Genomic DNA, 13,829 nt, shown 5'->3' with positions numbered 1-13,829 from the left:
GAAATGAAAGAGATAGTTACTTTAGACATTGAAAATACACCTAGTTTTACTGCTACGCAGGGAAGTGCTAATGATAAAAGAGCAGTAAAAATTATAAAGAAAATCAATTATTAGGGGAGTTGAATGAGCAATCAAACCGAAACAGACGTAGCTGCGGATAACCAACAACCAAATGCCGTACCTCAGGATGCTGAGGCAGAAAAAATGGAGTTGGTTTTAGATATTCCTGTTGTGGTGACAGTTGAAATTGGGCGTACCAAAATGACAATACGCAATCTGTTACAACTTAACCAAGGGGGAATTGTCGCTTTAGACCGCTTGGCTGGTGAGCCCTTAGATGTTTTAGTCAATGGTACTTTGGTTGCTCACGGTGAAGTAGTAGTAGTCAATGACAAATTTGGTGTACGTCTGACTGATATTGTTAGTAAAACAGAACGAATCAAGCGTCTACGATGAGAATTTCCTTTTTTGCGTTCTTCGCTAATTTATTACCCTTAACTGCTGAAGCTGCCACTTTATCTTCTAAGGCCGCAACAATCAGTAGTAGTGAATTAATGCGTGTACTTGGTGGATTATTACTAGTAGTACTGGTGATTATCTTTCTATCCTGGTTATTAAGGCGCTTAAATGGAGCAGGATTGGCTAATGCAAGTGGATTTAAGGTCATTGCCTATATGAACTTAGGGACAAGGGAAAAAATTATGTTGGTTAATGTGGGAAATCGCATTTTACTTTTGGGAGTAACTTCAGGAAGTATTAATACGTTGCATGATTTTGGAGAAGAATTACCTGCAGGTTTTGAATCTGAATCCAAAGCATCCTTTACAACTTTTCTCAAAACAGCGCTGGGTAAGTCTTGAGATGAAAAAAACGCTTCTGCTAATTTGTTTTCTGGCACTGTTTTTAGAACCTTGGCTGGCTCAAGCAGCGACTACTTCTTTGCCTGCTGTTACAGTTTCTCAAGCACCGGGTGGTGGCCAAACGTACAGTGTTAACTTACAAATATTAATTTTTATGACGCTGTTAAGCGTCTTGCCAGGTTTATTAATGGCAATGACCGCATTTACACGCATTATTATTGTTTTATCCATTTTACGGCAGGCTATTGGTATGGCTCAAACTCCAACTAACCAAATCTTGATCGGCATTGCTCTTTTCATGACGTTTTTTGTCATGGCGCCTGTTTTTAATCAAATTAATGAGCAAGCCTTACAACCTTATCTTGCCGATAAAATAGAGTTTCCACAAGCAATGGCGAAGGCTCAGGAACCCTTGCGTCTTTTTATGCTGAATCAGACACGCAAAAATGATTTGTCGCTTTTTCAAAAATTCAGTAACCAATCTTATGCCTCACCGATCGATGTACCTATGACAGTTTTGATTCCTGCCTTTGTTACCAGTGAATTAAAAACAGCCTTTCAAATTGGTTTATTTATTTTTGCCATTTCTAATCATTGATTTAGTTGTGGCCTCTGTGCTGATGGCAATGGGAATGATGATGTTATCGCCATTGATTATTTCTTTACCATTCAAAATTATGTTGTTTGTCATGGTAGATGGTTGGACACTGGTGTTGGGCTCGCTGGCATCCAGCTTTGCCATAACGTAGGAGGGGTTAATGACGCCTGAAACAGTCGTATCACTCTTTAGTGAAAGCGTGTATGTGATGATTATCATGCTGACTGTCTTGATTGTTCCGGGACTTATTGTTGGTTTGTTGGTTGCTATGTTCCAGGCGGCAACCCAAATTAACGAGATGAGTTTAAGTTTTATCCCAAAGTTATTTGTTACCTTTTTGGTATTGGTTTTTGCTGGCCCGTGGTTATTAAAAACCATCATGAATTATACCGATAATTTGATTACTAACATTCCCTATTTGATAGGCTAATCATGAATCTAAATTATCAAGCTGTGATTAGTCAGTTTAGCCAGGTGTTTGGCCTTTACCACGTATTAGTGGTTTGTTTTTGACAATGCCGTTGATCTCTTCTGTGCTTGTGCCAATGAGAATCCGACTTGTTTTTGCCATGACTTTAGCTTTTTTATGTGCGCCAGCGATTTCAACAAATCTTAGTTTTTTGCATTTTAACAGTGCCTATGTAGCCTTTATTGTCCATGAGCTGTTACTCGGTTTGTTAATGGGATTTGTTTTGCAATTGGTTTTTCAAGTCTTTGTTCTTGGTGGGCAAGTGATTGCTATGCAAGCAGGATTAGGTTTTGCCACGATGGTAGATCCGGCAAGTAAGGCAAGTGTGCCTTTAGTCAGTCAGCTCTATTTAATGATGATGAGTTTAACGTTTCTATCACTGAATGGTCATCTTGCTGTGTTAGATGCGTTGTTAAGCAGTTTTCGTCAAATGCCTGTAGGTACACTAGCTGTTGGGTTATCTGCAATAGGTTCGGTGCTAACTTTTTCAGGGTGGATGTTTAAAGAGGCCGTATTAGTTTCCTTACCAGCCATCTTGTCACTGCTGATAGTCAATCTGGCTTTTGGTGTAATGACTCGGGTGGCACCGCAATTAAATATTTTTTCCATGGGGTTTCCCATTACGTTGCTAATGGGAATAGTGATTATTCGCATCAGTTTACCAGGTGTATCAGCACAAATTGCCGATAGTTTGGAACAGGGAATGCAACTTATTATAGGATTACTGCACTGATGGCTGAAGACGAACAACAAGCACAGGAAAAACCGAACAACCCTCGCTTAAGCGATTAAAAGAAGCGAGGGAAAAAGGTCAGGTCGCACGTTCAAAAGATTTTAATGCAACCTTAATTTTATTATTTTCCGGAGGAGGTTTTTTATTTTTGGTCATTATCTATCTGAGCAATTCATGATGATGATGCGTCAATCTTTTGACTTCAATAGCTCCATTTTAACGACGTCAAATCTAACTTTGGAAAGACTTTATCTTTTGGTGAAAGCAGGATTTTTGGCTTCCTTACCCATTTTGTTATTAATTCTTCTATTTTCTCTGAGTGCACCGCTCTTAATGGGGGGGTGGGTTTTTAGCCTTGAGTCTCTACAACCTCAGTTGTCGCGTTTAAGCCTATTAAAAGGGTTAAAGAGAATGGTGTCACTGAAAGGCTTGATGGAAATGGTTAAGTCATTGGCAAAATTTTTATTGCTCTCTGTAGTGGCTATTTTGGTGTTGCAATGGCAGATTCCTGCTTTACTCGCTTTAGCTGGCTTTCCTCTGGCTGGAGCAGTTGGCAATGGTTTAATAATTGTAACAACTTCATTTCTGATTATTAGTGCCAGCCTTATTCTTATTGCTGCTGTGGATGTGCCTTTTCAATTACATGAACATAACAAACAATTAAAAATGACTAAGCAAGAACTTAAAGATGAATACAAGGAAACGGAAGGTAAACCGGAAGTTAAGAGCCATATTCGGCGTACGCAGCAAGAAATGGCAAAAAGGCGAATGATGAGCGATATACCGAAGGCAGATGTAGTGCTTACTAACCCTACGCATTACGCAGTCGCATTAAGTTATAAACAAAATGGAAATCGGGCTCCGGTAGTGGTAGCAAAAGGTAAAGATTTGATTGCTTTGCAAATTAATCGAGTTGCCCTTGCCAATGACGTACCTTTATTAACACTTCCACCTCTGACACGCGCTATTTACTTTTCTACTGATTTAAACGCAGAAATTCCCAGAGGGCTATATGTCGCGGTAGCACAAGTCCTGGCTTATATTTTTCAACTTAATGATAAACGGCACTATGAGAGAGAGCCGGCTATCTTACAAGATTTGCTCATTCCTGATGAGCTAAAACGGAAGGCTGAGGAGAATCTTTGATGAATGCGATTTTACAAACTATACGTCAATGGATGCAGCAAGGATTAGGTACGCCGTTGATGCTCGTCATTATGCTAAGCATGATGATGTTGCCTCTGCCGGCATTTTGCCTTGATATTTTATTTACCTTTAATATTGCTTTGTCTCTGGTGGTATTATTAGCAGTGATTTATAGCGAAAGGCCGCTTGATTTTGCTGTATTCCCTACAGTGATTCTTATTGCAACTTTATTGCGTCTGGCCTTAAATGTTGCATCGACGCGTATTGTTTTATTGAATGGTCATACAGGCACAGATGCCGCGGGACAGGTTATTAAATCATTTGGTGAAGTCGTTATTGGTGGTAATTATGCTGTGGGTCTAGTGGTATTTATTATCCTCGTAGTGATTAATTTTGTGGTTGTCACTAAAGGTGCTGGGCGTGTTTCAGAGGTTAGTGCGCGTTTTACTCTTGATTCATTGCCTGGTAAGCAAATGGCAATTGACGCTGATCTTAATGCGGGTTTAATTACACAGGAACAAGCCATTAATCGTCGTATGGAAGTAGCGCAGGAAGCTGATTTTTATGGTTCCATGGATGGTGCCAGTAAGTTTGTACGCGGTGATGCTATCGCAGGTATTTTAATTCTGCTGATTAATATTATCGGTGGTTTGATAATTGGTATTTTACAGCACGATATGGGGTTCATGGATGCCTTACATAATTATATTTTACTGACTATTGGTGATGGTCTGGTAGCCCAAGTTCCTTCGCTGGTTCTATCTACTGCAGCAGCTATTATGGTCACTCGTGTATCGACTGCACAAAATATGAGTAATGCAGTGGTGACGCAAGTCTTTGGGAATCCTCGCTCTCTAATCATCGCTGCTGTGATTATAGGACTTATTGGTTTAATCCCTGGGATGCCTCATATTGCTTTTTTACTGTTAGCAGTGGGTTTAGGAGGGATTGCTTTTTTGCTGATTAAGCAAACCAAGCAAAAAATTAAGAGTGAAAAAACTGCTGAAAGCGACGCTAATGTAGTCAATGAACCGCTTGCTTCTGAATTGTCTTGGGACGATGTAAACCCGGTTGATGTGATTGGTTTGGAAGTAGGTTATCGCCTGATCCCTTTGGTTGACAGCTCACAAAGTGGTTTATTGTTAGCGCGAATTAAAGGGGTGCGGAAAAAATATCTCAAGAGCTTGGTTTCCTTATTCCAACAGTCCATATACGCGATAATCTTGATCTTAAGCCCAATCATTATCGCATCAGTCTGGCAGGGGTAATTATGGGCGAAGCGGCTATTTTTAGTGAAAAATGGTTGGCTATTAATCCTGGACAAGTATTTGGTGAGTTAGATGGTCAAGCAACCCGTGATCCAGCCTTTGGTTTGGAAGCAGTATGGATTAACGAGAATCAAAAAGAAGTGGCGCTTACTTATGGTTATACGGTTGTTGATGCATCCACAGTAGTTGCAACTCATTTGAGCCAAATTCTTGAGCAAAATAGTCAGCAGTTGCTAGGTTATGAAGAAACCCAGCAACTGTTAGATAAATTGGCAACTACCTCACCAAAATTGGTAAAAGAATTAGTGCCTGAGGCTTTATCGCTTGGTGCGGTTTCTAAAGTTTTACAAGGTTTATTGATTGAGCATATTCCCTTATCAGACATTCGAACTATTGTCGAAACATTGGCGGAGGCTGCGCCAAAATCCAAAGATCCTGATTATCTTATCAGTCAGGTCAGAGTTGCCTTATCGCGTCTGATAACACAAAAAATCAGCGGATTAAATGAAGAATTACCAATTATCACTCTAAAACCCGAGTTGGAACAATTATTGCAAAATACTATTCAGAATAGTAGTCATGGTGTGAGTTTCGAACCGGGAATGGCAGATAAAATACAACAATCCTTAATGCAACTTGCCGCTCAGCAGGAGGCAAAACAAGAGTTGGCTGTACTGGTAGTACAACCTGGAATACGAACTGTTTTGGCACGTTTTGTGCGTAATATTTCCAATAATCTACATGTTTTATCGTATCAGGAAATACCTGATAACAAACAGATACGGATTATTGGTACTGTAGGCTAATAAGGTGGAGGCCTTATGAAATTAAAGCGTTTTGTTGCCAAAGATACACGTAGTGCAATGCAACAAATCAAAACGACCTTCGGCCCTGATGCAGTGATCTTATCCAGTAGCCGTGTTGAAGGTGGGGTTGAAATAGTTGCTGCCGTTGATTTTGATGAATCAGTAATCACGGCGACCGCTGCGGTAGCAAGTATGGAGCCAGCAGGTCAAGCAGGAGGAAAAGATATTTCATCTCCTCTGGATGATATGCGGCAGGAAATTCAAACTTTACGGGGCATGTTAGAGGCGCAATTACGGGGCTATACTGGCCATGGGGAACAGCCTTTGCATACCGTGCTTATGCAAAAGCTATTGCAGTTAGGAGTCAGTCAACATACCGCTTCTCTTCTAGTCAGCAAGGTTAATCCAAGTCTGAATCAACAACGTGCTTGGCAGCAATTGCTTGTTTATTTTTCCGATGCTTTACCTATTCGTGATTCACGACGGATAGAAGAAGGAGGAATTTACGCCTTTGTTGGACCTACGGGTGTTGGAAAAACAACCACTATGGCAAAAATTGCCGCTCGTTTTGTTCTGCGCTTTGGTGCTGAAAACTTAGGGCTGGTAACAATGGATACTTACCGGATTGCCGCTCATGAACAACTAATGGTTTATGGCAAAATTTTGGGTGTCCAAGTATGCGTGGCTCAAGACGATGTTTCTTTGAGCCGGGTTATCAGACAATTGAATGATAAAAATTAATTCTCATTGATACTGCGGGCATGAATCCTGCTGATGAACGTGTGGCGGCTCAGATGACTCTATTGAGTTCACGCTTACATTCAATATCCACCGTGTTGGTTTTGCCAGCTACGAGCCACTACCAGGTTTTAAATGAAGCCATTAGTTGCTATCAACGAGATCGAATCGAACAATGCATAATTACCAAGCTGGACGAATCCCTCGTTTTAGGAGGGGTATTAAGTACAATTGCAGAAACAGGTATTGAAATAAGTTATTTAACGAATGGGCAACGAGTACCCGAAGACATTAAAGTGGCTACTCGTCATCAATTGCTTGAACAATTTATGGAGCAAGAACGTAAAGCAAATCTGAGCAACGACAACGAATTTAAGACTGATGTTGCAAGGGGGGATTTATGTCGAAGGCTAAAAATGTATTAGATCAGGCAGCAGGACTTCGTAATTTATCCCGTTCTAAACCGGTTAAAGTCATTGCTGTGTCAGCAGGGAAGGGGGGCGTAGGTAAAAGTAATGTGTCTGTTAATCTGGCAGTCGCTTTAGACAGGAAAAATAAAAACGTCCTACTATTAGATGCTGATTTAGGTTTGGCAAATATTGATATTATGCTGGGCCTGCATACCAAATACAATTTATCGCATGTGGTACAAGGACTTTGCCATCTAAGTGACATTATGTTGCAAGATGCGAGTGGAGTGCGTGTTATACCTGCCGCATCAGGAACAGAGCATATGACGCAATTAAGTGCGGCGGAACATGCTGGTATCATTGATTCATTTAACGAACTGACTGATGATGTCGATTACATGATAATTGATACCGCAGCAGGAATTTCCGACACAGTCTTAAGTTTTGCGCGTTCATCACAAGAAATTATTGTCGTTGTTTGTGATGAACCCACGTCACTCACAGATGCTTATGCACTCATCAAAGTCATGTCCAAGCGTTATAACTGGAGTCATTTTCATGTACTGGCCAATATGGTGCGTTCAACCCGCGAAGGACGCGAATTATTTAATAAACTCTATCGTGTCGCGGAACAGTTTTTAGATGTGCGCCTGGATTATTTGGGGGCTATCCCTTTTGATGAGCGGGTTCATGAAGCAGTAAAAAACAAAAGCCAGTTCTTGTTGCTTATCCTGACTCGCATGCGGCAAAAGCACTGCTACAATTAGCTGAGACGGTTGATGATTGGCCACTGAAGCATTCGCTGGGAGGGAATACCAGCTTTTTTCTTGAGCGTCTAGTGGCTGGAGAACACTGAAAAGGGTGATTTCAGATAGAAACACTAAGGAGAACGTCGTGGATGCTTTGGCAGCATACGGCAAGGTGAACCAACAAACCCAGGAAACATTAGTTAAAACACATGCATTAATGGTCAAGCGTATAGCACACCATTTACTGGGACGGTTACCGCATTCTGTGCAGCTTGATGATCTCATTCAAGCGGGTATGTTAGGGTTGTTGGAGGCGGTCAGGCATTATGATTCAACCAAGGGCGCCTCTTTTGAGACTTATGCAGGCATTCGTATCCGGGGGCATATGTTGGATGAAGTTCGCCGTAATGATTGGGTGCCACGTTCAGTGTACCGTAATGCGCGAATGATTTCTGAGGCGGTTAAAAACGTAGAAAATCGTTTAGGACGGGATGCTAAAGATCATGAAATAGCCGCTGAGCTCAAACTAAGTCTTGATGAGTATCATGAGATGCTCAAGGATTCGTCGGGAAGCCAACTGTATGGGTTTGATGATATCGGAGTAACGGATGATATTTTGAAAGCCGAGACAGGGAATGCTTCAACAGAACCTCATATTAATGCCTTACATGATGATTTGATTAGTCATTTGGCGCAGATTATTGAAGGGTTACCAAAGAATGAGCGTTTGGTATTGTCCTTGTATTATGAACAAGATTTGAATTTAAAAGAAATTGGCGAAGTGTTAGGGGTAAGTGAATCTCGCGTCTCGCAAATTCATAGCCAGGCAACCCTTCGCATTCGATCGCGCATATCGGAGTGACAAATAAATTATGGACGGGTTGACTTTACTTGGTTTAGTGACAGCGTTTTTAGCGATTATCATAGGACAGATGATTGAAGGGGGCGATATTCATTCCCTGATGAATTTACCTGCTTTACTGATTGTCCTTGGCGGTACTCTTGGGGCTGTGATGATTCAAACCCCATTTCGTACGTTTATTCATGCATTCAGAATTCTGCCGTGGATTTTTCGACCGCCACAACAACCTTTTGACAGGAGTCGTGAGCAGCTAATTGATTTGTCTCGGCGCGCTAGGCAGTTTGGTTTGCTCTCGTTGGAAGAGCATATGGAAAGAGAGAAAAATCCTTTGATGCGCCAAGGACTTGAGCTTTTAGTGATAGGAGTAGATAAACAAACAATAAGGCAAGTTCTGGAAGCCGAAATGGTACGCTGCGAAGAGCAAGATCTACGGGCTGCACATGTTTTTGAAAGTATGGGCGGCTATAGCCCTACAATTGGTATTTTGGGCGCTGTATTAGGTTTAATTCAAGTGATGCGTAATTTAGCCGAGCCAAGCGAGTTAGGGGCTGGCATTGCGGTCGCTTTCGTAGCAACTATTTATGGGGTCGGTCTGGCTAATTTAATGTTTTTGCCTATAGCTAACAAAATTAAAAGTTGTGTTGCAAATCAAATACATCATGATGAAATGATTGTGGAAGGCTTGGTTTCGATGGCAAGCGGTGAGAGTCCAAATATGCTAAACTTGAAGTTAAACAATTATGGACAACATCATCAGCATGCGCGGAAGAAAAAGTAAAGCTGTAGCTCATGAGGACACCCACCGCTGGATGGTATCCTATGCTGATTTCATTACCTTGCTCTTTGCTTTTTTCGTGGTTATGTACGCGATCTCATCAGTGAATGTGTCCAAATATAAGTCTTTGGCTGAAGGCATGCATTCGGCATTTACAAAAAAGGGCAATATCAATCCGTAGCTGAGCTTGCCTCGCGAAAAGAAGCTAAGAGTGCGTTAGAGAACCCTATCCAGGAAAAAGATCAATTTAATGAATTAATCAAAGCCTTGTCTGATTTACAAGATTCTGATTATCATATGAATCCACAAGATGGCTGGATTGAATTGGATATTAAAGCCGGGGCTTTGTTTGATAGCGGTAGTGCGGATTTAAGACCAATTGCTGTAGTGAAACTGATGCAGTTAGCGGATGTTATTCGTAACCTCCCTTATCCAATCGCTCTTGAAGGATATACTGATAATGTCCCTATTAATACCCCCCAGTATCCTTCGAATTGGGAATTATCTTCAGCAAGAGCGGCTTCTGTGGCTCGCTGTTTGACGACTTTTGGGGTTGATCAGAGCCGTATTACAGTGACTGGTTTTGGGGAGCAGTACCCAGTGGCTGATAACGGAACAGAAGAGGGACGGGCCATGAATAGGCGTGTTAGTCTAATTATTGCCAAAGATAGGACTGTACCACGATTATTCAATCCAGAAATGAGTTATAAGCTTGACAAACAGTCTGCTGCTGAGATGCTAACCAAAGAAAAAGAAGAGAAGGCTGCCGATAATAGCCAAATTGAAACACCTAATAAGGACAATAAGGAAACCCCATGATCATTTTCAGTACTGGAATAGTAATTGGCATGCTCTTTTTGGGCTTGATTTTGCACTATCGCAAGCACTTTGCGGATCTACGACAACAGATGGCTGCGTTAAGCAATGAGATAAAACAATATCAACAGCATCACAATTTGTTAGTGAATGCTGATTTAGTTTTCGCTAAACAGCTTACTGAAATAAATCGTCAATTTGTGAGTATGGATAACCAGTTACAGGCGTTAGAAAATAAGCGTGATAACGACGGTAGTTATCAACATGCTTTGCGTATATTGGAAATGGGTGGTGATAAAGAAGAAATTATCAGTAGTTGTCATTTATCCAATGCCGAAGCCGAATTATTGATGAATTTAAATGCCTACCGTACGGTAATAAAAACGACACCGCAAACTAAGGACTGTTGAGTTTTAACGTCAGTCTAATTACCTGCCTGCGAACAAAGCCCCGGAGCGTTAACGATTCTGGCGCCCACTCCTCTTAAGTGTCCTTGGGTAATTTTACCCATAACTAATTTCATAAGTCTAATTTATACTCAGATAGAATTATTTTTATACATATGGGCTTATATTTGATGGGAGTCACCAATGCCAAAATATCACTTTAAAAATGAAGTTAACGGTTACGAATCCGATTATGAAAGTGATGAGGGAACACTCTATCATGCAAAAGAAGTCATTGGTGCTGGATCCTATACTCGCGCAAGAATCTTTCAAGCAGAAAACGAGCGCAAAGTCGTTTTGGCGCCTAAAACTCCACAATTGATTGGAGGCTAAAGCCAAATATAAGTTTTTCGAAGCACTCTATCCTTCTTGTAATGTGGAATTATTTCAAGGAAATAAAGAAGACGGTTATCGACTTATTCTTCCACTGCTTCCGGGAAAACCCTATGTTAAGCTTCGTTTGAAAATGGCGAAGCTAATAGCGTAAGCATGAAAATTGTCAAATTGCTACCAAGGTAATACGGTCTTTTGAGAGTATTTTTACTAGCTTGTCAATAGAGTCTCTAAACTGTCTTTTTTCTTTCTTGTTTCTGTGTATCATCCGCGGCAAAAGTGTATTTATTATTAACTAGTAAAGGGAGAGGATATGAGACTTGCTAATAATGCTTTGCGCACAAAAATATGACTGCTTTACTGCAAGACATGGGTATGAATGTCGGCAAGAAAGAAGAAGGTAACGCTGAGGTTAGCTGCAAGGATGAACTTGTTATTTTGAAGCCAGCCACACCAGACGAGGTTGAAAATCTTGCTGGAGAGGTACAGAAACTTCTTCAAACTGAAAATGCAACACCCACTATTCAGCGTTTTACTCTTAATGATTTACTTAACGCTGAAATTGATGCGGCTACATGTAGCGATGTTAAAATGATTGAAAAGAGTAAACGATCATTACAGGCTTTGTTGCCTATTTTAGAACTTGATTTCGCGCTTGATGTAGAGCAAGAGTATCTGGACATTAAACTACCATCAATGGCCTATGCGCCCTTGTTTGGTTCATTGACTTATAAATACATGAATCTTGAAGGGGAAACACTAAGATTCAATGTAAAGGAATTTTTAAAAGAGCATAGTGAAGAACTCGTTCTCATTGATGGTCAAGCTCCTTTATTGTTATGCGATGCAGCTCAATTTGAAAAGAAAAAAGTATTTTATGCGCAAAAGCGATTAAATGAAAACGAAGTTGAGGTGACACCTCATGTTTTTATTCCTTTTGCGGCCACGCCTCCTACCTACACATTTGTTTTAGATACTAGTGGTAGTATGAAGACAAAATATGGGACGCATGGTACTGAAACACGCTTAAAGATGTTACAAAAGAGCGTAATAAAATTTGCTGAGGCTTTATATGAATTCCATCCTGATGCCACAATTAATATTAAGCAATTTAATAATACAACAGAAAATGTCGGTTCCTATAAAAAGAGAGATCTAGTGACTTTGCGTATGCAGGTTAATGGATTAAAACCTAATGGAAGTACCAGTCTTTTTACTGCCACAACAAACCAATTGTCTTCTTTTTCTAATTCAACGAAGCATAACAATGTATTGCTCTTTACTGATGGTGAAAATACAGACTCAGCAGAGCAGGATTTGCAAATGGAGGTTGAGTCATTACAACATGGTTCGCCTTTAATCCCTGCTCGTAATAAATTTTTCATTATTAGTTACGGCGCGAGTCAACCACTGGTTTTACATACAGTTGCCGAAATATTTGATTCACCAGTTATCAACACCAATAGCCCTGATTTCGTTGATGCGTTGTCTGAGAATAAAAAGATGCAGGAATGGGCCGCTACCAGGGAGTTATTTACCTGTCGCGTAGAGGTCGCAACGAGTAATTCAGATTTCAACGAAACAACCTACGTTAGTACTTATGATTTGTCTGGGCAGTTTACTGCGTTGGAGCCCGTAATCTGCAATGACAATGAAGAATTGCATTTAACGCTTGTGGATGGTGATGGAGAAATTGTACTTGATGATAGAAAGCCAGCAGTTAAACCAGCTATACCAGTAGTGGAAAAACTGCCGGAAGAGACAACCCCTGTGTTACCTGGTAGTGCAAAAACCGTAGCTAATATCGGCGTATTTGGTGGGCAGCCGCAGCTGTCGACTACAAACACATCAGTTCACGTTACTGAGGAGGTAGTACCTAGTTTTTTCTAAGATCTTTATGAGTGAACAATTTCCTCCCTGTTTAAAGGGAGGAAATAATAAGATAAAAAATTATTGAGCTTGAGCAACTGTTGCTGCAATAGCGCTTAATTTGACTGGATCGGTCTCACCATTGATGTTAATAATGTTAAGTTTGCCCTCATCATTAGCTTGTGCATCATCATTAAATTCATAGATTGCCCCAACGATTAATAATTGGCCATTTTTTACCTTGGCAGCAAATTCTTGCAAGGCGATGGCAACTTGATTATTAACATTCGCTTTCACACTGTCGTTATCAGGAGCGCCTTTAACAACACGCATGTTATTGAGCTCCTTTACAAGAGCAGGTTTTAATTTTGAATAGTCACTGTTTGCCGTATGGATGGCTTTACAATTGGAGTGACCAACAATTAACAGTAGAGAGGAACCAAGGTAGTTTACGCCATATTCGACTGAACCCAAGGAGGTAAGCAGTTGATTGCCTATATTACTAATCATAAATAAATTAGCGGCAGGCGTTTTATTGAGCATATTGGTTTGTACTGGTGAGTCAGAACAAGTTAATATCGTGGCATGTGGTTTTTGATTGCTGGCAGATTGGGGAAGAGGAGTGGAAACAGGCGCTACCGCTGTTACTGGCGCTGGTGTCGAAATGGCCTCGGCACTACTCGATTCTTGTATGGGGGGTGGTGTTATACCTACATTCGCCAGTGCAGCATCACTGGCTCGTCCCTGTATGGCGATACCAAGAAGTGTTATAAAGGACAAAGTTAGAAAAGGTTTAACCATAGTTCTGCTCTTAATTTAAAAGGTTTATTTAAAAAATACTGTTAATGCCTTAATAAACACTTCTCACTATTCTTTTTGAATATCAAATCCTGCTTGTTAAAAAGAAATAGTGAAAGGGAGAAATCATCTTAGCATAATAACCTTTGAAAG

12 protein-coding genes and 6 pseudogenes are annotated in these 13,829 nt (G+C 40.6%); 17 read left to right on the top strand and 1 reads right to left on the bottom strand.

The genetic code is table 11. The annotated features are described in order from the left end of the window. The 17 genes and pseudogenes from BN58_RS37150 to BN58_RS25865 all read left to right on the top strand — a co-directional run. Nucleotides 1-114: pseudogene (locus tag BN58_RS37150) on the top strand (flagellar motor switch protein FliM); the annotation flags it as partial. A gap of 9 nt (nucleotides 115-123) precedes the next feature. Continuing rightward, nucleotides 124-456: a flagellar motor switch protein FliN gene (gene fliN, locus BN58_RS25910; protein ID WP_019217470.1), complete on the top strand. Its 333-nt coding sequence runs from the start codon at nucleotides 124-126 to the stop codon at nucleotides 454-456. Beyond that, nucleotides 453-860, top strand: a complete 408-nt coding sequence (gene fliO / locus BN58_RS25905; RefSeq protein WP_019217469.1) for a flagellar biosynthetic protein FliO — start codon at nucleotides 453-455, stop codon at nucleotides 858-860. The genes fliN and fliO overlap by 4 nt, the downstream gene beginning before the upstream one ends. Before the next feature lies 1 nt (nucleotide 861). Continuing rightward, nucleotides 862-1,609: pseudogene (gene fliP / locus BN58_RS25900) on the top strand (flagellar type III secretion system pore protein FliP). A gap of 9 nt (nucleotides 1,610-1,618) precedes the next feature. After that, the gene (fliQ, locus tag BN58_RS14675; protein WP_019217467.1) at nucleotides 1,619-1,888 is read left to right on the top strand and encodes a flagellar biosynthesis protein FliQ; all 270 of its coding nucleotides are present in this window, start codon (nucleotides 1,619-1,621) and stop codon (nucleotides 1,886-1,888) included. A gap of 103 nt (nucleotides 1,889-1,991) precedes the next feature. Continuing rightward, entirely contained in the window at nucleotides 1,992-2,660 is a 669-nt protein-coding gene (gene fliR / locus BN58_RS25895; protein ID WP_232220668.1) for a flagellar biosynthetic protein FliR, read from the top strand. After that, a pseudogene (gene flhB, locus BN58_RS25890) lies at nucleotides 2,660-3,806 on the top strand (flagellar biosynthesis protein FlhB). The gene fliR and the pseudogene flhB overlap by 1 nt, the downstream one beginning before the upstream one ends. Then, nucleotides 3,806-5,880, top strand: a pseudogene (gene flhA, locus BN58_RS37145) (flagellar biosynthesis protein FlhA). Before flhB ends, flhA begins: the two co-directional pseudogenes overlap by 1 nt. Nucleotides 5,881-5,895: 15 nt before the next feature. Continuing rightward, nucleotides 5,896-7,043 (top strand): annotated as a pseudogene (gene flhF, locus BN58_RS37140) (flagellar biosynthesis protein FlhF). Then, nucleotides 7,019-7,884 (top strand): annotated as a pseudogene (locus BN58_RS25875) (MinD/ParA family protein). The pseudogenes flhF and BN58_RS25875 overlap by 25 nt, the downstream one beginning before the upstream one ends. Nucleotides 7,885-7,922: 38 nt before the next feature. Then, nucleotides 7,923-8,639 (top strand): RNA polymerase sigma factor FliA, encoded by a 717-nt coding sequence (locus BN58_RS14645; protein ID WP_019217461.1) that lies wholly within the window; start codon nucleotides 7,923-7,925, stop codon nucleotides 8,637-8,639. Between the two features lie 10 nt (nucleotides 8,640-8,649). Continuing rightward, nucleotides 8,650-9,417: a flagellar motor protein gene (locus BN58_RS14640; RefSeq protein WP_019217460.1), complete on the top strand. Its 768-nt coding sequence runs from the start codon at nucleotides 8,650-8,652 to the stop codon at nucleotides 9,415-9,417. Then, nucleotides 9,380-9,595: a flagellar motor protein MotB gene (locus BN58_RS34705; RefSeq protein WP_232220664.1), complete on the top strand. Its 216-nt coding sequence runs from the start codon at nucleotides 9,380-9,382 to the stop codon at nucleotides 9,593-9,595. Before BN58_RS14640 ends, BN58_RS34705 begins: the two co-directional genes overlap by 38 nt. A gap of 86 nt (nucleotides 9,596-9,681) precedes the next feature. Further along, complete coding sequence (locus BN58_RS34700; protein ID WP_019217459.1) at nucleotides 9,682-10,233, top strand: OmpA family protein; 552 nt, start codon at nucleotides 9,682-9,684, stop codon at nucleotides 10,231-10,233. After that, entirely contained in the window at nucleotides 10,230-10,640 is a 411-nt protein-coding gene (locus BN58_RS14630; RefSeq protein WP_019217458.1) for a DUF2802 domain-containing protein, read from the top strand. Before BN58_RS34700 ends, BN58_RS14630 begins: the two co-directional genes overlap by 4 nt. 180 nt (nucleotides 10,641-10,820) lie before the next feature. Continuing rightward, nucleotides 10,821-11,009: a hypothetical protein gene (locus BN58_RS14625; RefSeq protein ID WP_019217457.1), complete on the top strand. Its 189-nt coding sequence runs from the start codon at nucleotides 10,821-10,823 to the stop codon at nucleotides 11,007-11,009. A 348-nt stretch (nucleotides 11,010-11,357) separates the two neighbouring features. Further along, complete coding sequence (locus BN58_RS25865) at nucleotides 11,358-12,899, top strand: VWA domain-containing protein (RefSeq protein ID WP_019217455.1); 1,542 nt, start codon at nucleotides 11,358-11,360, stop codon at nucleotides 12,897-12,899. 60 nt (nucleotides 12,900-12,959) lie between these two features. On the opposite strand, the gene BN58_RS25860 is transcribed toward BN58_RS25865, so the two are convergent. Further along, nucleotides 12,960-13,679 (bottom strand): carbonic anhydrase, encoded by a 720-nt coding sequence (locus BN58_RS25860; protein ID WP_019217454.1) that lies wholly within the window; start codon nucleotides 13,677-13,679, stop codon nucleotides 12,960-12,962. Nucleotides 13,680-13,829: the final 150 nt, after the last annotated feature.

This window comes from Legionella tunisiensis, assembly GCF_000308315.1.
Classification (GTDB): domain Bacteria; phylum Pseudomonadota; class Gammaproteobacteria; order Legionellales; family Legionellaceae; genus Tatlockia; species Tatlockia tunisiensis.
This window is presented reverse-complemented; position numbering and strand designations above follow the sequence as displayed.

What these genes read in the sequence shown, in the direction of transcription:
- BN58_RS25860 (WP_019217454.1), bottom strand. Translation starts at nt 13,679, where the DNA reads ATGGTTAAACCTTTTCTAACTTTGTCCTTTATAACACTTCTTGGTATC.
- fliN (WP_019217470.1), top strand. Translation starts at nt 124, where the DNA reads ATGAGCAATCAAACCGAAACAGACGTAGCTGCGGATAACCAACAACCA.
- BN58_RS14630 (WP_019217458.1), top strand. Translation starts at nt 10,230, where the DNA reads ATGATCATTTTCAGTACTGGAATAGTAATTGGCATGCTCTTTTTGGGC.
- BN58_RS25865 (WP_019217455.1), top strand. Translation starts at nt 11,358, where the DNA reads ATGACTGCTTTACTGCAAGACATGGGTATGAATGTCGGCAAGAAAGAA.
- fliO (WP_019217469.1), top strand. Translation starts at nt 453, where the DNA reads ATGAGAATTTCCTTTTTTGCGTTCTTCGCTAATTTATTACCCTTAACT.
- BN58_RS34705 (WP_232220664.1), top strand. Translation starts at nt 9,380, where the DNA reads ATGGACAACATCATCAGCATGCGCGGAAGAAAAAGTAAAGCTGTAGCT.
- BN58_RS14640 (WP_019217460.1), top strand. Translation starts at nt 8,650, where the DNA reads ATGGACGGGTTGACTTTACTTGGTTTAGTGACAGCGTTTTTAGCGATT.
- fliQ (WP_019217467.1), top strand. Translation starts at nt 1,619, where the DNA reads ATGACGCCTGAAACAGTCGTATCACTCTTTAGTGAAAGCGTGTATGTG.
- BN58_RS14625 (WP_019217457.1), top strand. Translation starts at nt 10,821, where the DNA reads ATGCCAAAATATCACTTTAAAAATGAAGTTAACGGTTACGAATCCGAT.